The organism is Sporolactobacillus putidus (assembly GCF_014647035.1).
Taxonomy (GTDB): Bacteria; Bacillota; Bacilli; order Bacillales; family Sporolactobacillaceae; genus Sporolactobacillus; species Sporolactobacillus putidus.
The window spans coordinates 77,639-98,487 of sequence record NZ_BMOK01000003.1 but is presented as its reverse complement, the minus strand read 5'-3'; the positions used below and the strand labels follow the sequence as shown (position 1 = coordinate 98,487).

22 protein-coding genes are annotated in these 20,849 nt (G+C 48.1%); all 22 read right to left on the bottom strand.

Annotation, left to right across the window (positions count from 1 at the left end; genetic code table 11):
- Positions 1-4 precede the first annotated feature (4 nt).
- On the bottom strand, positions 5-1,087 hold the full coding sequence (gene aroB / locus IEX81_RS04615) for a 3-dehydroquinate synthase (protein WP_188801899.1): 1,083 nt from the start codon (positions 1,085-1,087) through the stop codon (positions 5-7).
- Positions 1,087-2,253 carry a chorismate synthase gene (gene aroC, locus IEX81_RS04610; protein ID WP_188801898.1) on the bottom strand — a complete coding sequence of 389 codons (1,167 nt, stop codon included), beginning with the start codon at positions 2,251-2,253 and terminating at the stop codon, positions 1,087-1,089. The genes aroB and aroC overlap by 1 nt, the downstream gene beginning before the upstream one ends.
- A 4-nt stretch (positions 2,254-2,257) precedes the next feature.
- Complete coding sequence (locus IEX81_RS04605) at positions 2,258-3,043, bottom strand: CheR family methyltransferase (protein ID WP_229727472.1); 786 nt, start codon at positions 3,041-3,043, stop codon at positions 2,258-2,260.
- Between the two features lie 32 nt (positions 3,044-3,075).
- Positions 3,076-3,495, bottom strand: coding sequence for a nucleoside-diphosphate kinase (gene ndk, locus IEX81_RS04600; RefSeq protein WP_188801897.1), 420 nt, complete (start codon positions 3,493-3,495; stop codon positions 3,076-3,078).
- A gap of 153 nt (positions 3,496-3,648) precedes the next feature.
- Positions 3,649-4,617: a polyprenyl synthetase family protein gene (locus IEX81_RS04595; RefSeq protein ID WP_188801896.1), complete on the bottom strand. Its 969-nt coding sequence runs from the start codon at positions 4,615-4,617 to the stop codon at positions 3,649-3,651.
- A gap of 146 nt (positions 4,618-4,763) precedes the next feature.
- Positions 4,764-5,492, bottom strand: a complete 729-nt coding sequence (locus tag IEX81_RS04590; RefSeq protein WP_188802092.1) for a demethylmenaquinone methyltransferase — start codon at positions 5,490-5,492, stop codon at positions 4,764-4,766.
- 7 nt (positions 5,493-5,499) lie between these two features.
- Entirely contained in the window at positions 5,500-6,285 is a 786-nt protein-coding gene (locus tag IEX81_RS04585) for a heptaprenyl diphosphate synthase component 1 (protein ID WP_188801895.1), read from the bottom strand.
- Positions 6,286-6,465: 180 nt separating this feature from the next.
- Positions 6,466-6,675, bottom strand: coding sequence for a trp RNA-binding attenuation protein MtrB (mtrB, locus tag IEX81_RS04580; protein WP_229727490.1), 210 nt, complete (start codon positions 6,673-6,675; stop codon positions 6,466-6,468).
- A 49-nt stretch (positions 6,676-6,724) separates the two neighbouring features.
- Positions 6,725-7,291, bottom strand: coding sequence for a GTP cyclohydrolase I FolE (gene folE, locus IEX81_RS04575; protein ID WP_188801893.1), 567 nt, complete (start codon positions 7,289-7,291; stop codon positions 6,725-6,727).
- A gap of 201 nt (positions 7,292-7,492) precedes the next feature.
- Positions 7,493-7,765: a non-specific DNA-binding protein Hbs gene (hbs, locus tag IEX81_RS04570; protein WP_188801892.1), complete on the bottom strand. Its 273-nt coding sequence runs from the start codon at positions 7,763-7,765 to the stop codon at positions 7,493-7,495.
- 216 nt (positions 7,766-7,981) lie between these two features.
- The gene (gene spoIVA / locus IEX81_RS04565; RefSeq protein ID WP_188801891.1) at positions 7,982-9,469 is read right to left on the bottom strand and encodes a stage IV sporulation protein A; all 1,488 of its coding nucleotides are present in this window, start codon (positions 9,467-9,469) and stop codon (positions 7,982-7,984) included.
- A gap of 339 nt (positions 9,470-9,808) precedes the next feature.
- Entirely contained in the window at positions 9,809-10,072 is a 264-nt protein-coding gene (locus tag IEX81_RS04560; protein WP_373292332.1) for a stage VI sporulation protein F, read from the bottom strand.
- Between the two features lie 69 nt (positions 10,073-10,141).
- Positions 10,142-11,185, bottom strand: a complete 1,044-nt coding sequence (locus tag IEX81_RS04555; RefSeq protein ID WP_188801889.1) for an NAD(P)H-dependent glycerol-3-phosphate dehydrogenase — start codon at positions 11,183-11,185, stop codon at positions 10,142-10,144.
- Positions 11,186-11,277: 92 nt separating this feature from the next.
- Positions 11,278-11,889: a glycerol-3-phosphate 1-O-acyltransferase PlsY gene (plsY, locus tag IEX81_RS04550; protein ID WP_188801888.1), complete on the bottom strand. Its 612-nt coding sequence runs from the start codon at positions 11,887-11,889 to the stop codon at positions 11,278-11,280.
- Positions 11,890-11,895: 6 nt separating this feature from the next.
- Positions 11,896-13,212 carry a ribosome biogenesis GTPase Der gene (der, locus tag IEX81_RS04545; protein WP_188801887.1) on the bottom strand — a complete coding sequence of 439 codons (1,317 nt, stop codon included), beginning with the start codon at positions 13,210-13,212 and terminating at the stop codon, positions 11,896-11,898.
- 346 nt (positions 13,213-13,558) lie between these two features.
- Positions 13,559-14,719 carry a 30S ribosomal protein S1 gene (gene rpsA / locus IEX81_RS04540; RefSeq protein ID WP_188801886.1) on the bottom strand — a complete coding sequence of 387 codons (1,161 nt, stop codon included), beginning with the start codon at positions 14,717-14,719 and terminating at the stop codon, positions 13,559-13,561.
- Positions 14,720-14,815: 96 nt separating this feature from the next.
- Entirely contained in the window at positions 14,816-15,403 is a 588-nt protein-coding gene (locus IEX81_RS04535) for a lysophospholipid acyltransferase family protein (protein WP_188801885.1), read from the bottom strand.
- Positions 15,400-16,077 carry a (d)CMP kinase gene (cmk, locus tag IEX81_RS04530; protein WP_188801884.1) on the bottom strand — a complete coding sequence of 226 codons (678 nt, stop codon included), beginning with the start codon at positions 16,075-16,077 and terminating at the stop codon, positions 15,400-15,402. Before cmk ends, IEX81_RS04535 begins: the two co-directional genes overlap by 4 nt.
- A gap of 87 nt (positions 16,078-16,164) precedes the next feature.
- Positions 16,165-16,851, bottom strand: coding sequence for a flagellar brake protein (locus tag IEX81_RS04525; protein WP_188801883.1), 687 nt, complete (start codon positions 16,849-16,851; stop codon positions 16,165-16,167).
- Between the two features lie 125 nt (positions 16,852-16,976).
- Positions 16,977-18,305: a germination protein YpeB gene (gene ypeB, locus IEX81_RS04520; RefSeq protein WP_188801882.1), complete on the bottom strand. Its 1,329-nt coding sequence runs from the start codon at positions 18,303-18,305 to the stop codon at positions 16,977-16,979.
- A 12-nt stretch (positions 18,306-18,317) separates the two neighbouring features.
- The gene (gene sleB / locus IEX81_RS04515) at positions 18,318-19,106 is read right to left on the bottom strand and encodes a spore cortex-lytic enzyme (RefSeq protein WP_188802091.1); all 789 of its coding nucleotides are present in this window, start codon (positions 19,104-19,106) and stop codon (positions 18,318-18,320) included.
- Between the two features lie 339 nt (positions 19,107-19,445).
- Positions 19,446-20,726: a Glu/Leu/Phe/Val family dehydrogenase gene (locus IEX81_RS04510; protein ID WP_229727471.1), complete on the bottom strand. Its 1,281-nt coding sequence runs from the start codon at positions 20,724-20,726 to the stop codon at positions 19,446-19,448.
- Between the last annotated feature and the right edge of the window lie 123 nt (positions 20,727-20,849).

Below are 20,849 nucleotides of genomic sequence, written 5' to 3'. Positions count from 1 at the left end.
CATTTTAATCTGTCAACATATGATTCATGAACGAGAAAAGCGTCCCCCTGACCAAACTTTCCGGAACCTGCCTTGTTTCAGGCCTTCCAATGGATTTCATCAGAACAAAATGATAGTGTCCGTCCCTGTTTTTCTTATCATACTTCATTTGTTCCATAAGCCCCTCTGCCGTCAGCCCATCGGGAACTTTGGTCGGCAGACCGAGCCTGACATACCATTCAGCCAACTCTTTAACAGGCAGCGGGTGACCGTAATAGGCTTCGCTCAGTTTCAGTGCAAAGAGCGAGCCGACGGCCACGCCCTCTCCATGAGTCAGCGTGCCGAAACCAAGTTCCTTTTCAAGTGCATGACCAAGCGTGTGGCCGAAATTGAGAAACTTGCGCGGTCCGCTTTCATGTTCGTCAAGCTCGACAATTTTAGCTTTTACAGATATTCCGCGTATGAGAAAAGATCCGACTGCATCTGGTGTCAGCATAGATCGCTCAGGTATCGCCTTTTTCAGCTCTTGATAAAAATCTGGAGAACTGATCAGGCTGTGCTTAATCAGTTCGGCAAAACCGGACTGCAGCTCCCTAAACGGCAATGTTTCAAGTGTTGCCGTGTCGTAAATGACGGCTGCGGGCGGGTAGAAGGCACCGATCAGGTTCTTTCCCAAAGCGTGATCAATGCCTACTTTTCCCCCGACACTGCTGTCATGGGCGAGCAGCGTTGTCGGCATTTGCAGAAAAGCGACGCCTCTCAGATAAGTCGCGGCCACGAAACCGGCAAGATCTCCGACCACTCCGCCGCCTAGTGCAATGACGCAAGTATTCCTGTCCAGTTTTTTTTCAAGCATATCGGTAATAATCCGATTATATTCGGCAAGATTTTTAGACTGCTCCCCTGCTTCGGCAATGTAATGAAAAACTTGCCTGTTCCGGAGCGTCTTCTCCAGCTCGTTCAGATATCTTGGTGCGACATGACTGTCCGTAATAATATAACTGCTTGAATAAACATCTTTTATCAGTTCATCCGCCCTCGGCAAAAGCCCCTTCCCGACAAAAATCGGATAACTGCCGGTCTGCGTCCTGATCATCAGCGTTTCCATCAGAAAGCCTCCGCACGTTTTCGATAGGCGGCGTACCCCGCCATCATATCGGTCAGGCAGTCTCCGCCAAATTTTTCAGAAACCGCGTTTGCCAGTTCCCAGGCGACAACGGCTTCACAGACCACGCTCGCCGCCGGCACCGCGCAATTATCCGATCGTTCGATGCTGGCGCTGAACGGTTCCTTCGTGTTAATATCTACGCTCTGAAGCGGTTTATAAAGTGTGGGAATCGGCTTCATGACGCCGCGCACGATGATCGGCATTCCGTTCGTCATACCGCCTTCGAATCCGCCTAGACGATTGGTTCGCCGCGTATAGCCCGCCTCTTCCGACCAAAGAATCTCATCGTGAACATCGCTGCCGGGACGGTGTGCCATTTCAAAACCGATACCGAACTCAACTCCCTTAAAAGCATTGATACTGAGCACCGCACCGGCGATTCTCGCGTCAAGCTTCCGGTCATAGTGGACATGACTTCCGAGTCCGATCGGTGCTCCCGTTGCCACAACCTCGACGATACCGCCCAGCGAGTCTCCATTTTCCTTCGCGCGGTCGATCGCTTCGATCATTTTCCGGGCCGCTTCGGGATCGAGACAGCGTACCGGCGAAGCCTCTGTTGTTTTTTTAATCTCTTCAATGTTGTCCGGCAGCGGCGTACCATCAGCGACACCGCCGATTTCCGTGACGCGACCGGCTATGTCGATACCGAACGGTTTCAGAAACTGCTTCGCTATGGCGCCGACCGCCACACGAATCGCTGTTTCGCGGGCTGATGATCGTTCAAGAACATTGCGCATATCTCTGTGATTGTATTTAATGCCCCCGTTCAGATCGGCATGACCCGGGCGGGGCTTGGTCACCTGTTTTTTTATTTCCTCCGTATCCTCCGGAACCTGGGTGCCCATTATATCCTGCCAGTGCGCCCAGTCGCGATTTTCAATGACCAGAGTCACGGGCGCACCCGTCGTTTTTCCGTGGCGGACACCTGAGAGAATCTGCACCTGATCGGATTCGATGATCATGCGGCGGCCGCGGCCGTGGCCGCCCTGCCGCCTTTTCAGTTCGCGGTTGATTTCTGAAATGTCAATAGCCACCTCTGAGGGAAGCCCCTCGATAATGGCTGTCAATTGCGGACCGTGTGATTCACCTGCAGTCAAAAATCTCATGTGATTACCCCTCAATATCCGATTTTTCATAAAAAAATGTTTCTGCCGAGCGCAGTTGATACGTTTCAGGATGAAAAATTTGTTCCGTGCTCCCTACAAACAAAATTCCATTTTCTTTTAATGAATGGCTTAATTTATGGTAAATCCTTTTCTTGCCTTCCTCAGTAAAATAGATAAGGACGTTTCTGCAGACAACCAGATCAAACTTTCCCGGAGCCGGATCACTTAACAAATCATGTCGGATGAACCGAATCGATTGTTTCAGCTTTGCATCGACGCAGTAAAAAAGCCCGTCTTTCCTGAAATAACGGCTCCTCTCTTCAGGAGTAAGCGATTCGACGGCTCTGCCCAAATAGCGCCCCTCCCTGGCCTTTTCCAGTACGGCTTGATCAATGTCACTTGCGGTTATGGAAAACCGGCCGTCAGGCAGAAATTTGCTAAGTATCATCGCCAGCGAATAAGCTTCCTCTCCTGTCGAACAGGCAGCACTCCAGACTTGCAGAGAGCGCCGATTAACACAATATTGGCGTATTTTATTTTCTAAAATATCCCATCTTTGCCTGTTCCGAAAAAATTCCGTAACATTGATGGTCATTTTGGCGAGAAACTCACTGAACATGGGTTCGGATTTTCTCATCTCCTGGAAAAAGGTAACAAAGGAAGGCATCCCCTTACGGACTCTCAGCGTATTGAGGCGCCGTTTCATCTGTTCTTCTTTGTAGAGGGACAGATCAATCCCTGTGAGCTGAAAGAATAGATTTTTAAATTGTTCGTAATCCTGATCCGCCAACTTAAGGTTCTCTCCCCTCCGCCATCAGGCAATCAGCACTTGACAAGTTCGTGATCATCAAAAAAGAGATGAATTTCCCGGTCCGCGCTTTCAGGAGAATCGGATCCATGAATCACATTGCGGTTGACAAGGTTTGCAAAGTCGCCGCGGATTGTACCTGGAAGTGCTTTTTGGGGATCCGTTGAACCCATCATCATTCTTGAAAGATCGATAATGTCATTGCCTTCCCAGACCATGGCGAAGACAGGACCCGATGTCATAAAAGAAATCAAGTCTTTATAAAAAGGCTTGCCTTCATGTTCGCTGTAGTGTTTCCTGGCAAGTTCTTCGGGAATCACCATCAGTTTGCCCGCGACCATTTGAAATCCCTTTTCCTCGAATCGCGACACGATTCGCCCGATCAGGCCTCTCCTCACGGCATCCGGTTTTACCATTAAAAAAGTTTGCTGCATGACCTTACCTCCTTAAGAGCCTGAAGCCCTTGTTTTCCTGTTTTCCTTATTCAAAAATAAAGCTTTTAACAGTCTGTTCAGCTATGTATTCAGCTTATACCGTATAGCCGCCACCCTGCTTCTCAAGAATCCGGATGATCGTGACACCTAATTTCAGTATCGTCTCTTTCCGACATATTCGGCAATTTCCATGAGCGAACGTGTCGCCTTTTTAACAGGTAGTTCATCCAATATGTTTTTTGCTTTCTGAAGATAGCGGTCGCTCAGCCTTTCCGAAGCCTGAATGGCTCCGGACTCCTTAATCAAGCTGATGACTCTCTTCCAATCGTCCTCTGATGGATTTTCAGATTTCAGAATACCGACAATCCGATCATGGAGTTCATTTTTCTGAAGGGCATAATAAGTCGGCAGCGTAACGTTTCCGTTTCTCAGATCACTGCCCGCGGGTTTTCCCAGTTGCTTCTCGGTTCCGACAAAGTCCAGAATATCGTCGGTGATCTGATAGCTCATGCCAAGAAAATATCCGTAGTAATAAAGCCTGCGGGAAACGGCCAGTGTGCAGCCCGATGAAAGTGCTCCCAATTGACAGCTAAGCGCCATCAGAATGGCTGTTTTCCGTTTGATTCGCAATAAATAACAGCGCAGATTCTGTTTCCAGTTATAGAGCTCTTTAATCTGATCAATTTCCCCGAGGCTGAGGTCGCGGATCACACGGGAAAGAATCCGATGGGCTTCTGGACGGTCGAATCCGGAAATCAGTTCAATCGCTCTGGCAAAGATAAAGTCGCCGGTGTACATAGCGACCCGGTTGTCCCACTGAGCCTTGACCGTAGGCTTTCCGCGGCGCAAATCAGAATCATCAATGACGTCGTCGTGTACTAGGGATGCCATATGGATCAGTTCAAGAGTCGCCGCTGAATCAATAATCTCCGGCCGCTTCGGATCACCGTATTGAGCTGAGATAAGTGCGAGCAGCGGACGGATTCTTTTCCCCCCCGCTCTGAGCAAATTCATGGAAGCTTCGTGAAGAATCGGGTGCGGCGCTTCCAGTGCTTTTTCAAGCCTGCTCTCAATCGCCTTCATATTGTTTTTTTGTTCTGCATAGATCCCCGCTAGTGTCATTTATTTCACCCTTCATCGCAATCCTGCACTCATTTCATGTCTCGCGAACCCCGGAACGAAAAGTCTTCGTCAGGCTTTTCTAAAGCTTTTCTCCGGTTTGCAGCACCCGAGATCTCCGGAAAAATACGTTCGCTTCCCGGTCGTTTTCAGTCCGCGGCTTTCCTAAGAGGTTTGTCCGCATGGTGAATGGCAGCGATGCCCCCCATAAACGATCGGACGCTCACTTTTTCAAAGCCGGCCGCATGAAATAGCTGAACCAGTTTTTCACGGTCGGGAAACTTCTGCGTAGATTCGTTCAGCCAGGCATATTCTTTGTAGCTGCCGGCAAACAATTTACCCAGGAGCGGCATAATAAAACGGAAATAGAAGAAATAAAGCTGCCTGTAAACCGGAATCTTTGGCTGGGAAGTCTCGAGACAGACGATCCTCCCTCCCGGTTTCAGCACGCGAAACATTTCTTTCAGGACCGTCAAATAATCAGGGACATTCCGCAAACCGAACCCGATCGTCACCCGATCGAATGACGCCTCGCTGAATGGAATGTTCATTGCATCTCCGTTCACCAGTGCGACATTTTTCAGCGGTGTCACATCAAGCTTCGCTCTGGCGACCTTTAACATATTATCGCTAAAATCCAGTCCGACAACTTTTCCGGTGGTGCCGACAGCCTTTGCAAGAGACAATGTCCAGTCTCCCGTGCCACAGCAGACATCAAGTATTTGTTCGCCTTCTCTGGCACCGACAGTTTCGTCGGCTTTTCGACGCCAGGCCTTATGGCGGTTAAAACTGATTAGCGAGTTCATTGAATCGTATTTTTTATAAATTGTCTGAAAAACCTGATGCACCTTTTCATGTTTTTCTTCCCGTTCGTTCATTTCCAATTTATCCTTCCTCCACTGTGAGGCGGCAGAAAGCGTTCATTTTTTCAGTCAGATAAGGGAGAAGCTCGAAAAGTGTACCGGAGTTTTCTTCAGCCTGCCTTATACTATCAAAAAAGCGCGCTTTTGTTTTCTTTATTTCTGCTTCCAGTCGTTCTCTGAATGACACGGAATCATGGGTCAGGCTTTCAATCAAATAATTGCACAGAAAAGAACGCGAGTCGTTCTGCGCCTGCAGTTCGTATTCAGAAACCAGTTTCTTGCCCAAAAAAAAGGCGTTAAGAAAAGGCACCCAGTGTTTAAGACCAAGCCTGTCTGCAATCTTTGCCACAAGGGCACTTTCAATCGTTTCCAATGCGGCTACTGCCTGGGTCCAGCTTAATGTGTGCTTCGGATAGAACAGCAGGCATTTATTTACGTTAAATGTCTGAATGGCTTCAGCCACCCATTTCACCATTTCAATATCTTTTTTTCGAGAAAGATAATAATAATAGAGTGCGCTGTAAAAATCGCCGGACAGCGCGGTCAGTTGCCTCTTTTTAATTTCCTTTTTCCCGTTAAGCCTTTCCGTGGTCATCGACTCATGAGTGGAAAGTCCGATTTCGGCGACCATCAAACTTTCCACGTAGACTTCTGTCCGTTTGCCTGATCGCTTCTGAAACAAATAATAGTATACGAGCAGTTTATCTTTATCAATCTCAGGAATCGGCAGGTATTTACTGACATACGGGTGGCTCAGGTCGCGCCTTAAATTTGCGTAAATGCTTTCAATCTCTTCTCTTACTGTCATGGCAACGCCCCTAAACATTGCTTTTTTTCTAATTCCCGATCTGAGCAGACAGCGGTAAACCGAACAGATCAGCGGATGCCGTCATCGGCGTCAGGGGCAGTGAATCATAGGAACTCCTGCTCCCGATTGTCCCACAAAATTTCTGCTCCCATTATATCATACCGGCAGGTGTCACCGGCTTTACTCAGACATGATCGTCCCGTGTTTCGTCTGAATCGTCGCCTTGCCATGCACTTTAATTGCTGAAGTATGTTCTGTAAACTGAGCGATCATCACTTCGCCCTTATCAAGCTTCTCAGTGTGAAAAAAACGTGTTTCCGCACCACGCGTCAGGCCGATGACGTTTACGCCGTCCTCTTCAGCCTTGATAACAAAATAGTCGCCCAGCACCTCTTCGTTTCTTGGTTCCACTTTAACCAACCTGCTTTCAAGCCTAAGATTATTGACGGTTGATCAGCGATAATGCCTCCGCTCTCGCCGCTCGATCCGTCTGAAAAATTCCGCGTACGGCGGACGTTATGGTTTTCGCCCCTGGTTTCTTGATGCCGCGCATGGTCATACACATGTGTTCCGCCTCAATAACAACGATTACTCCATAAGGACGAAGGGTCTCAACAATGCTGTTTGCCACCGTGGTCGTCAGACGCTCCTGCAGCTGCGGTCTCTTTGCTACCGCTTCCACTGCCCGGGCCAGTTTGCTGAGTCCGGTCACCCGTCCTCCTCTTGGTATGTAGCCGACGTGTGCTTTGCCGAAAAAGGGAACCAAATGATGTTCACACATGGAATAAAAAGGAATATCCTTAACGAGAACCAATTCTTCATGAGCCTCGTCAAACGTTTTCGACAAATACGTCTTCGGATCCTGCCTCATTCCCTGAAAGATCTCTTCATACATTCTGGCAACCCTCTGAGGCGTCTCTACCAGCCCCTGACGATCCGGATCTTCGCCGATCGCTTCTAGAATCATCCGGACTGCCCGTTCTATTTTCTCATGATTCACGTTCAAAGCTGAACCTCCAATTTAAACCAAGCCAGAAAAGAAAAACTTGTTTCACTGTAAAAATTCTAGCATAGAAAAACGCTAAAAGTAAAGAAAACAAGGAAAGAGACCTGTTTCATAATTGAAAAAGAGAAAAATTCGTCTCTATCAAAAAAGAGCCACCACATGGATGGCTCTCGCGTTCTTACGTCCTATGTATCAATTCGATCATTGGACGGCTTCTTTTAATGCTTTGCCGGGTTTGAAAGCCGGAACTTTGCTTGCCTGGATTTCAATTTCCTCGCCGGTTTGCGGATTGCGGCCCTTGCGAGCAGAGCGCTCACGCACCTCAAAGTTTCCGAAACCGATTAATTGGACTTTGCTTCCGCTTTTCAACGCGTCAGCAATCGTTGAAAGGACGGAATCAACCGCCTTTGTAGCATCTTTTTTTGACAGTTCAGCAGATTCTGCAACTGCAGTAATCAATTCAGTCTTATTCAACACCTTCACCTCCTTAAAAAGGAATTCCTCCTTTTTGCGCTGGAAGAAACATTAACAACGCTTATAATATACGATGTGATGGAAGAATTCAACAGCTTTGATAAAAATATTGCCAATTTCGCTCTTTTTAAACCTCTTTGTTAAAAAAGAACTTCCGAAAATTCGATTCAACAAAAAAAGACCCCGGGCGGAGTCTTTCCGACTGCTATGAATAACCTAGAGAATGATCGCAATTAAACCGCCCGAGCCTTCGTTAATGATCCTTTCGAGAGTTTCTTTTAGTTTGTAGCGGGCATTTTCCGGCATGAGCGCAAGTTTTGCAGATATGCCCTCTCTGACAATTGAATTGAGCGAACGGCCGAAAATATCGGAATTCCAGATCGAAAGCGGATCATCTTCGAAATCCTGCATCAGATAACGGACCAATTCCTCACTCTGTTTTTCCGTCCCGATAATCGGCGCGAATTCCGATTCAACGTCGACTTTGATCATGTGTATGGACGGAGCAACCGCCTTAAGCCGAACGCCAAAGCGCGATCCCTGGCGAATGATTTCCGGTTCATCGAGACTCATGTCGCTGATTGTCGGCGCAGCAATGCCATAACCGGTCTGTTTGACCATTTTCAACGCCTCTTCGACCTGATCATACTCCCTTTTTGCATGAGCAAAGTCCTGCATCAGTTGCAGAAGATGATCCTTGCCCCTGATTTCAACCCCCACAACCTCCTTCAAAACCTGATCGTATAGATTATCCGGCGCGTAGAGATCGATCTCTGCCGTTCCTTTGCCCATTTCGATACCCGAAAGTTGCGCGTTCTCAATAAAATCATACTCACCGAACGTGCCGACCACCCGGTCCACGTCGCGCAGCCGCTTGATGTCTTTCACTGTCTCCTTAACCGCTTCCTCGTAACTTTTTCTCAGCCAGTGATCTTCTTTCAGGACCATAACCCAGCTTGGTAGATTAACATTGACTTCCAGCACCGGAAATTCATAGAGCGTTTCACGCAAAATATTGTTAATGTCATGTTCTGTCATGTTCTCAACGCTCTGTGTCAAAACAGGAATATCATATTTATCGGCGAGATTTTTCCTGAGTGCCTCCGTTTCCGGATGGTACGGGTGCGACGAATTAACGATCAGAATAAATGGCTTCCCGACTTCTTTCAGTTCGTCGACAATCCGTTCCTCTGCTTCCACATAGTCTTCCCGGCCGATCTCGCCGATCGATCCATCGGTCGTGATCACAACCCCCAGTGTGGAGTGCTCCTGAATGACTTTGCGCGTCCCGATCTCCGCGGCTTCCTGAAACGGAATCGGTTCGTCATACCAAGGGGTGTGAACCATACGCGGACCGTTCTCATCTTCGAAGCCCTTAGCGCCTTTGACGGCGTAACCGACGCAATCCACCACGCGGATGTTGACTTCCAGTCCCTCCTCTACGGTCACCGTGACTGCATGATTCGGAACGAATTTTGGTTCGGTAGTCATGATCTGTTTTCCCGCGGCACTCTGAGGCAGCTCATCCTGTGCCCGGACGCGGTCCGCTTCATTTTCGATATTGGGCAGCACGATGAGTTCCATGAATTTCTTTATAAACGTCGATTTTCCGGTACGAACAGCTCCGACCACACCCAGATAGATATCTCCGCCTGTTCTTTCCGCAATGTCCTTAAAAATGTCCACCCGCTCAAGTTTTTCCAAAGTTTGCACCCTCCCGCTCCTCCATTCTATCGATGACGCTCGGTGATAGTTCTATGCATATGACTTTGTCCATTGAATATGCCAATGAATTGGCGTCTTCTGACGCGCCGTTCTATGGCCGGGAGGCCCGGCAGTCAGAAATTAGGCGGCCTTTCCCTATTTAAAAATATTGTCCGAATGTTGTTTTATGCCTATTGTTTATAAAAAAGCGGGAGAAAACAGATTGTTTTCTCCCGGCATGACTAAATCCTTCCACGCCACTCAGCTCTTGCAGAATGATTGACGCACGCTATAACGTATGCTATTCCTATGCATTTTGCCGCTGACGACGGCCCAATGTTACTTCTTTGGGCCGAACATTTTTGACAGGGACGAGAAATTGCTAGGCATATTGCCCGACGTAATCGCTTTGACAATAGCCTCTTCCTTCTCTTTTGAAACCGGGACACCGGCTGTCCTTCCAATTCGGGCGATGAGCTTTCTGACTACTTCGGGATCGCTGAAATCAGCGTTTGACACAGATTCAGCGATTGCAAAAATGTCCTCTTTCTTCACATGCGTCTTCTTCTCGATGTTATCAAAAAAAGGATTTTTTGAATCCAATGAACGTCCTCCTTTTCCCTGCATTCCTTACATCCTATGCGAGAAAAAAAATGAGGTGCGAGCAAAGGATCAATCGTGCGGAGCTGGGTCAGAAAGGCTTTCCGATAATGCGGCGATTTCATCCTTTTTATCCCGCCCCATCAATTCATCGACCGCTTCTTTCGGGTTCTTGTTTTCAAACAGCACTTGATAGATCGCCTCTGTAATCGGCATCTCGACTTTTTCACGTTTTGATAAGGCATAAGCCGCCTCGGCCGTCCGCACGCCTTCAACTACCATTCCCATTTCGCTGAGAACTTCGCTGAGTTTCCGCCCCTTGCCGAGAAGGTTTCCCGCACGCCAGTTCCGGCTGTGGACGCTCGTACACGTCACAATCAGATCCCCCATACCGGTGAGGCCGATGAAAGTGAGCGGGCGCGCGCCCAATTTCGTTCCGAGCCGCGAGATTTCCGCCAATCCGCGTGTAATCAGAGCGGCTTTCGCATTATCGCCGTATCCAAGGCCGTCGGATATGCCGGCTCCCAGCGCGATGATATTTTTCAATGCGCCGCCAATTTCAACGCCAACGATGTCTTCATTTGTGTACACACGAAAATAGTGATTAAAGAATAGATCCTGAGCCTTTTTCGCGGCCGCTGTATTGACTGACGCGACGGCCACCGTTGTAGGGTGACGCAGAGAAACTTCTTCAGCGTGGCTCGGGCCGGAAAGAACAACCACAGCTTTCCTGAACTTCTTCGGAATTTCTTCTTCAATGACTTCCGACATCCGCTTGAATGTTCCCGGTTCGATGCCTTTGACGCCGTGGATAAAGAGCATCGGTCCGGCCAGGTGCTCGCGAACCCTGCCCAGCACTTCTCTCATTGCCTTTGCCGGAACAACAAGAAGTACAGCGTTCGCCCCGTCAAGCGCAGCTTCAAGGTCATGTGTTCCCGCCACGTTTTTGGGAAGCATGATACCCGGAAGATACTTCCCGTTTATATGTCTCTCGTTGATTTCATCCGCCTGCTCACGGCGATGGCTCCACAAGCGGACAGAATAACCGTTATCCGCCAAAACCATGGAGAGGGCCGTTCCCCAGCTTCCCGCACCAATTACGGCAATATTTCTCATTTCAGCTGCCTCCCCTTTTTAACCCTGATCCGTTCGCTGCCGTTTCTAAAAACTTTTGAATCATACCTCTTGCCTGTGCGGTGCAAAGGCTCTCAGGCCTGTGACTTTTTTCGGCCAATCTTATTTTCTTTCCCATGCAGGAGACGGGTAATATTTCCTCTGTGCTGATAATAACCCAGCGCTGTGATCAGAAAAACTGCGGCCAGGACAGCTGGCGAATAGTTACCGAGAATACAGCCGAGCACAGGCGTGAAAAGAAGGAAAAAAAGTGAACCGACGGACACAAAACGGCTGATCACGATGATCAGAATCGTAATGATTCCCGCCATAAGCGCGTCAAACGGCATAATCATGAAAAACACGCCGATCGTAGTGGCGACGCCTTTTCCGCCTTTGAATCCGTAATATACAGGAAAGTCGTGGCCAATGACGGCAAACAGCCCTGAGAGCGCAACCGCCCAGTCTGTAAGGCCGAACGACCTGGCGATTAATACGGCAGCGACTCCCTTCATGACGTCCAGAATCAGAACTCCGATCGCTGGACCCACACCGAGAACACGCAGTGTATTTGTCGCTCCCGCATTGCCGCTTCCCGTCTTTCTAATATCGATCTTTTTAATCTTCTTCGTAATCAGATAGCTGAAACTAATTGCTCCGATGAGATAAGAAACGATAACCGACACAACCGTCAACACTGGATGCATCCCTCTCTATTGTTCGTTTTTTTTGCGGGACAAAATTTTAATAGGCGTTCCGACAAAACCAAATGTTTCTCTGATTCGGTTTTCGATATGACGGATGTATGAAAAATGAAGAAGCTCCGGATCGTTCACAAATAAAATAAATACCGGCGGCCGGACAGCTACCTGTGTGGCATAATAAATTTTCAAGCGTCTGCCCTTGTCGGAAGGCGGCGGTGTCATCGCTACCGTATCCATGATACAGTCATTCAGAAGGCTTGTCTGTACGCGAAGGCTATGATTTTCGGCAACCTGCTGAATCATCGGAAGAAGCTGTGGAAGACGCTGTTTTGTCAAGGCGGACAGAAAAACGATCGGCGCGTAGCTAATAAACTGGAACTCGTCCCGAATTTTTTTTCTGAACTTGTCCATGGTCTTATCATCTTTATTCACGGCGTCCCATTTGTTGACCACGATAATGACCGCACGTCCCGCGTCATGCGCGATGCCCGCAATTTTCTTATCCTGTTCAATGATGCCTTCTTCTCCATTTATCAGGACGAGAACGACGTCCGATTCTTCGATCGCACGCTGCGCGCGCAGCACGCTGTATTTTTCCGTCTTCTCATAAATTTTTCCGCGGCGGCGAATGCCGGCCGTATCCACGATGACATAGGTCTGACCGTCCCGGGAAAACGGAGTGTCAATCGCATCGCGTGTCGTCCCGGCAAGGTCGCTGACAATGACACGTTCTTTCCCGAGAATCGCATTAACAAGCGAAGATTTCCCAACATTCGGACGGCCGATCAGTGTAAATCGAATGGCATTTTCGTCTTCCGGTGCGTCTTTTTCATCAGGAAAATCTTTGATGACCTGATCCAGCAGATCGCCTAGTCCAAGCCCGTGTGCACCGGAAATACCATAAGGGTCGCCCAGTCCAAGCGAATAAAATTCATACTTCTGATCCCGGATCTTGGTATTGTCCAATTTGTTGACACCAAGCACTACAGGCTTTTGGGATCGTCTTAAAATACGTGCCACTTCTTCGTCGGCTTCAGTCAGACCCGTTTTGCCGTCTACGATAAAAAGAATGACATCCGACTCTTCAATCGCAATTTCAGCCTGTGCTTTCATTTGCATGAGCAACGGTTCATCACCGATATCTATGCCGCCCGTATCAATCACATGAAATTCATGGTCCAGCCACGTCCCGTTACCGTAAAGCCGGTCACGTGTCACGCCGGGCCTGTCCTCAACAATAGCCGTCCGTCCGCCGACAATCCGGTTGAATATCGTTGACTTCCCGACATTCGGGCGCCCGACTATGGCCACAGTTGGTTTTGACATAAATTTCCTCCTTAATGGAATGCGCTTTACTTTTTTCATAAAAGAAACCCTTCCTTCTAAAGTTAAAGGAGAGGCTCCTGTTCTCTGCTCCCACGTGTCGTTAGCTGCTTCTGGATAAAACATGGGAGCACAACGTCCAAAATGGAAATAACTTATCGTTAATCTGCAAGCGTGCGGATCCTGTTCGCTTATCCATATTACCAAAAAAACAGATGGCGCTCAATGTGGGCCGTTCGGAATCCTGAAACATCGTATCGGGCCGCACTGTTGAAAACGCGTTAAAAAAGCGGAAAAAGAAGGAATCAGCAGATACCCCTCTTTTTCCGCTCTTTATTTCACTTGAAAATTATTTGTACTTCTTGAGCTGATCGCCGATCATATCGCCGAGCGAAAAACCGGATGTCGATTCATCAATATCTCTCGCCGTCTCTTGCTGAGTCTCAGTATGCTTCTCTTCAGCCGCTTCGTTTTCAAGAGCCTTGATGCTGAGCGATACACGCTGATCCCCAAAATTAACATCAAGTACTTTGACCTTGATTGTCTGGTTTTCAGACAGTACCTCATCCGGTGTTCCGATATGGGTATGCGAAATCTCGGAAATATGCACAAGACCTTCAACTCCCGGAACAAGCTCTACAAATGCGCCGAACGGAACGAGACGTTTGACTTTGCCTTCCAGCACATCACCCGTATGGATTTTTTCTTTGGCCGTTTCCCACGGTCCCGGTTGAGTCGCCTTGATTGACAAGGAAATACGTTCGTTCTCAGGATCAACTGAGAGCACTTTGACCTTGACTTTGTCCCCTTCGGAAACAACCTCGGACGGAGTTTCAACACGGTAGTGTGCGAGTTGTGAAATATGAACCAGCCCATCGACACCGCCTATATCGACAAACGCGCCGAAATCCGTCAGACGCTGAACAGTTCCTTCGATGATGTCGCCTTCTTTAATGCTTTCAAGCGTCCTTTCCTTTTTCTTATCCGCTTCGTCGTCCAGAACAGCGCGGTGTGACAGGATCACTTTCCTCTTTTCGCGGTCAAGTTCGACTATTTTTACGTCAAGCGGTTTGCCCTTATAATCACTGAAGTCCTCTACAAAGTGCCGTTCAACAAGTGACGCAGGAATAAAACCGCGCACACCAAGATCAACGACGAGCCCGCCTTTAACAACGTCTGCTATTTCAACGGAAAAAGTTGTTTTATCCTGAAACTTCTGTTCCAGATCGCCCCACGCATTGTCGGCGTCAACTTCCCGCTTGGACAGAACGAGTTCATCATCCTCAAGCTTCGTCACTTTAACGGTCACTTCATCGCCTTCATGAAGCAAATCCGTCACTTTCTCCACATGCAGGCTGGACAGCTCACTGATAGGCAAAATGCCGTCGACTTTATATCCTACATCTATTAATGCATGTTTTTCTTCTGCTTTGGTAACTTTACCGCTGACTACGTCTCCTACTTTCAATGCATCAAAAGATGCCATTTCATTATTAACTTCCTCAACCATCCTCAGGGACCCCCTTTAATTACAAAACACGAATATCTTACTCTTAACTTCTTACAAATAGACTGTTTTGTCAAGCAGATGTACTCGCAGGAATCGTCACTTTCCATGTTGATCCAGCAGCTGCAGGATATGTTCCATGATAACAGCGGATGCCTCCGTCGATCTTAGTTTCTCGGACTTCATGGAGGCAGTATCGATCGGCGGACCGAATACGACTTTTATCTTCCCGCGGAATTTATATTGCCCGATTATCGCGCAGGGAATAACGACCGCGTCGGTCTTAAGAGCAAAAAACCCTGCGCCGGACAGCCCTTTTTGCAAACGATTGCTGCTGCGGTTGCGCGTGCCTTCCGGAAAAATAAGAAGCGTGTGTCCTTCTCCGAGCAGCCGTACGGCTACGCGAAGTGCGCCGCGATCGCCTGTACCGCGCCGGATCGGAAAAGCATGCAGATGCCTCAAAAGTCTGCCGAATAAAGGAATTTCAAACAGCTCTTCCTTTGCGACAAAACTTAAATCCCTGGCAATTGAAATACCGATAAGCGGAGGATCAAAATTGGATCTGTGATTGCAACAGAAAAGTACGCTCCCGCGATCAGGAATATTTTCCTGCCCTTCTACAGTAACTCGAAAGTAAAGTTTATAAAAAAGAGCAACTAACGGCTTGCCGATTGAATAAATGCTCAACGCCGAATCCTCTCCTTGGCTATATTGAGAATTCGATCAACAACCTCGTCAACGGACAGAGAAGTTGTATCCAGCTCAATCGCATCTTTGGCTTTAACCAGTGGGGAAATCGTGCGTTCCATATCCTTCTTGTCTCTGAGGGCAATCGCTTCCCTCAAGGCTTGAATCGAAGGATGCAACCCCTTCAGTTCTTCTTCTCTGAAACGCCGGACCGCCCGTTCGTCGACGGAAGCTTTCAGAAATATTTTAACCTGTGCCCTGGGAAGAACGTGCGTCCCTATATCGCGACCGTCCATAACGACGCTGCAGTGTTCCGCCAGTTTTCTCTGGCGGCGGACCATCTCGGTACGGACTTTTCCGAACGAAGAAACGAGCGAAACCTGGGCCGTCACATCCGGATACCGAATTCTTTCGCTGACATCTTCTCCGTCAACAAAAACTCTTTGTCCGATCTCACTATGTTTTAGAACGATATCCGTAACGTCCAGTAATTCTTTTAACTTAATACCGTTTTTCATATCGGTACCCGTTTTCAGCGCCTTATAAGTCAGCGAGCGATACATGGCACCCGTATCGATATACACAAAACCCAGAGCTTTCGCCACAATCTTTGCGACCGTGCTCTTCCCCGCGGCGGCAGGGCCGTCAATCGCGATTTGAAATAGCCTCTCCATTTCCAAACTGACTCCAATCTCTCTGATCTGTTGCCTTTTTATGTTTCTAACTATAACACAGCCGTGAGTGAAAATCCGGCGCTTCAATTAACCGCGGGAGTGGTTCATCGTCCACTCAATCATTTTTTTCCTGTTCTCCAGCTGTTTTTCAAAACAGAAGCGGATAATCGGCTGCCGTTCCCGGTCCCCGGAAAGCATAAACTGAATTGAAGCTCTGTCTGTATGGGTTCTCTTATCAGTAAAAATACGGACGACTTTCCCCTTTAATCTCAGATATACATTCTCTCCGGATGCCATAGGAAGACAAAGCCAGATCTTAACCTCATCTCCTTCAATGATTTCAAGATGTTCCGGCAGGATGATCAACGTACCGCCGCCGCCGATGTCGCTCGTGAGTGTGGAAAAAGGCCGGAATCCCCCATTAACGGAATGAATGGCAATATCCAGGTTGGCATCCACACGGACAAAGTCCCTCCGCTGAATCTTTTCTAGGCTATCTTCTCCTCCGAATTTTAAAAGCATCATCGGTATTTTACCGTGGACCCTGTGGAGAAAGACTGCCTTGAAGCTATAAACGCGGCCGTTCTCCACATAGTTCGCCGTAAATTTTGTTCCATTCATAAACACCGGTGTTCTGCCGCTTTTCTCATCGACAGGATAATCAATGGTTAGAGCATCCTGCGAAACATCAGCAATTCTGCACCTGTAGCGTTTGACCGGACCGGAACTGTCCGTGTGTTCCAAGATTAAAGTTTCCCCCGCCTTTAATTCCATCTGCGCCTTCCCCCCTGCTCCTGACGTTGCAGCTGTCCCAAAATGCGGATAGTCCTCCGATCAAACATTTTCTACGCATTATTATACATGAAAAAGAGGAAAGAAAAAATCTTGTCTTCTCTCCCCTAGTTTCTCAACAATTCAACTTTTTCCTGATCTCCATTTTCGGCATTCAGCAGCACGCGATAGGTGTCCTGCCCCCTTGTAGCAAAAAATTCATAGCAAAGTACGTTTTGTAAAAGAGGGTTCTGAAACACGACAAGATGAGACTCCTGAACAACCAGTTTCGGATTCAACTGCTTCATGACTGCTTTTGCCGACAATTTAGGTGTCATCGGTATCTGATCATACTTATTGAATAAATAGTCCGTTTCATCAAAAGCGATCACCTCTCCATTATCCAGCGTTACTTTAAGTCTCAGCGAGGCAGGGTAGATACGGATGTTATTCCTTTTCAGGACATACGTAAAAATAGCAGTGCGATCATAACGTTCCTTTTTTGTCAGCTCCATTCCGGTCAGCCCATGCTTTTTTAAAAAAGCACCGGCCCTGTTTGCGGCTTCATAGAGACTGATTTTTTCTTTTCCGACAGGACGGTCGGCAAAGAACCAGATCACATGTCCCCCTTTTCTGGTCACCGACGCTTCAATTGGTATACGGTCTTTGTTTTGCAAGGTTACTTCGTAGGCGTCCATATTTGAGCCCTTTCCCGTTTCACTGATTTTTGAAGTCCGGGCATCGGTGAGGTTCATCCATTTTTTTAAAGCGGAAGCAGCTTCTTTTTTATTCATCACCGGACCTTCCAGTTTCTTTAAGCTTTTCTTCTTCAGCGCAGCATTGCTCGGGTTTTCAGGGCTGAAGCTCTGGGTGTAGCTGGTCGCCTGACCGTCGACTTGTTTCAATCCGTCAATCACCTGGTTGTCCTGATTCTGTTTTTTCGTTTTAAGCGCCCATTCTACGTCCATCCAGCGCAGGTGCCGTGCCATCACATTCTCCTGAATATCCCTGAGACCCTGACGTATGCCCATCGATTCCCGATAAAGTTTTTGCAGGCTCGCATACTCTTTGTCGGAAAGCGGACGGTCATTCGTTGCCTTTACCCCCGTTTTATAGCTGAACGCCCCGACATGAGAAAGAAATTCATTGGTCTTGTTAAAAGGCAGCAGCGTCAGCGGAAGCTGGTTTGCTGCTCCGTGTGCTAGTGTGCTTAATCTCCATGTTTCGACCAGCTGCGGTCTCATTGTTTCACGGGTATGCATGGCAAGCGACATACCAAGAGACTTTTCAAGCGAATCAACATAGTAGGTCAGTTCATGAAAAGACTGCTGATATTGATTTTCTGCCTGAATCATCACTGCGTCTTTAGCCATGCGCTCCTGATCGCCCCAGATTCCGAAGGCAATCATGGCTGCTGCAAATACAGAACTGAGGATGATCCAGAATCGACTTTTCATACGAGTCCCCCCTTATTTGCAGAAGATATGTTTTCCAATTTTCTCGATCTGCGGACGGCTCCAGATCCACGCAGAAGTTGCCGTTTCCGGATTAAAGTAATAGAGCGCCCCATGAGTCGGATCCCAGCCATTAATCGCGTCAAGAACCGCCCGTTTTGCTGTTTCATTGGGTGTCAGCCATATCTGTCCGTCAGAAACGGCTGTAAAAGCTCCCGGCTGGAAGATGACATCTGGAATATTTTTGGGGAAGCGCGGATCGGCCACCCGATTGAGAATGACGGCCGAAACAGCGACTTGTCCGATGTAGGGTTCACCGCGCGCCTCACCATAAACGGCATTCGCCATCAGGTTGATATCAGCTTTCGAATAACCCTGGGGCAGATTGTCCATCGTGTATCTTCCTTGCGACACGCGGTTTTCTTTCGTCGCATTCGGGGTACCTGTTTTTTTTCTCACCTGCTGATCCAGCGGCACCCCGCCAAAATAAGTGAATTCGTTGCCTGCCTCAAGATTCTGGTGAACAAAAGCAGCATCGAAATTGGATGCTTTCACCAGTTTCTGTTTGGTTAAATCCCCCGCCTGCCCGTCAACGTTAAGACCGTATTTCTGCTGGAAATCCCGAAGCGCCCAATAGGTGCCATATCCGAATCGTCCGTCTATCTTTCCCTTAAAAAAGCCGATATATTGCAGACGCGCCTGAAGCTCAATCACATCATCTCCCGATTCACCTTGTGTGATCACTTGATCTGAAAAAGCGGTCACCCAGCCGTCATTTGGAAGAATGCCTGTCAAAACAAGCATTGCAGCCAGAACTCCTGGAGTCAGACATTTTCTCAATTGCCTATTCCTCCTCACTAGAAAACTTGGCTTCGCTAAGCCTTTGGCGCGGGCGTTGCCTTAGTTGTGCTTATACTATAATCTTTAAAAAATTTTGTATTTATAGTATAAAATGGAACATTCAAGGCAGGGGTTTAGACCGTGCCGGTCAAATTTCATTAATCATCATTAGATTTCCAAGAAAACGGCGGTTTATGCGGACTTGGCTTCTTCGGTTTAATCGCGAAAAAAAAAACAGGTATGATGGGAGTTATCCCTCATACCTGTCTGCCTAAAACCCTTTTAGTAAAAACGTGCATCTGGTCAAATCCATCCGCGATAGCGTACGGATTCAGCCAGTTTTTGTACACCAACTAAATAAGCGGCTGTCCTCATGGTGGTTTTTCGATCTCCGGCCATCTCACGGACCTGTTCAAAAGCCGAACTGAGAACTTCCCGCAGCCTTTCTTCCACTTCTTTCTCCGTCCAAGTGATTCCCTGGTTATTCTGTACCCATTCAAAATAAGATACGGTGACATCGGCCGCACACGATAAAACTTCCGGTACAAAAAGAATATTTCTGTCTGCTAAAATAATTGCCGCCTGATCTGAAACCGCGTTTTCCGCCGCTTCGACCACCACTTTTGCGCGAATATCGGCCGCGTTATTTTCTGTAATCTGATTTTCAATCGCAGCAAGGACTAAAATATCGCAAGGTTTTTCGAGAAGTTCCTGGTTGGTAAACGTATGCTGAAAAAGTTTTGTTACAGTACCGAAGCTGTCGCGGCAATTCAGCAGCTCTTCAACATCAAGTCCGGAAGGATTATAGAGCGCACCGTAGGCATCGGAAATTCCGACCACTCTGGCTCCTGATTCAAACAGCGTTTTTGCGACATAGCTTCCGGCGCTGCCGAAACCCTGAATGATCGCCTCCGCACCATTAAGCTCAATCCCTTTGCTGCTGGCCGCTTCATGGACAAACCTCGATATACTGCGTGCCACGGCATATTCCCTTCCCCGCAGGCCGCCCAGTACGATCGGTTTTCCGGTAATAAACCCGGGCGATTCAGTACCTGAAAACCGGCCGTACTCGTCCATCATCCAGGCCATAATCTGGGTGTTTGTGAAGACGTCAAGCGCAAGTATATCTTTGCGGGGACCGATGATTGAGCGAATCGCGCGAATGTAGCCGCGGCTCAGTCCCTCCAGCTCCCGAAATGACAGCTCCCGAGGGTCACAAATTACCCCGCCTTTTGCCCCGCCGCATGGGAGGCCCAGAATGGCCGACTTAATGCCGTTCAGAACCGACAGCGCTTTAACTTGAGTGAGACTCACGTCCGGATGAAAAAGCACCCCCCCCTTTGTCGGACCGATTGCGTCACTGTGCTGAACGCGATAGCCCGTAAAAATCCTGATTTTTCCATTATCCATTCGGACCGGAATTTTCACTTCCAGAGCGCACTTCGGCTCTTTCAGCAGTTCGATCATTTCCTCTGAATAGCCAAGTTCCTCCAATGAGTGCCGCACAATGGCCTGAACGGAACGAAGAAGATAATGATGCTTCTCATCGCGGCTGCGGCTTCCGGATCCCTGATTGACGGACACTCTAATCTCTCCTTCGTTATTTGCACCTTGCCCACGTAGCCCCATTAAACGAATATGAAATCTTACGATAAATAATCAAACCAATCATGAATGCTGTTACACAGACATACATAAATAATAACG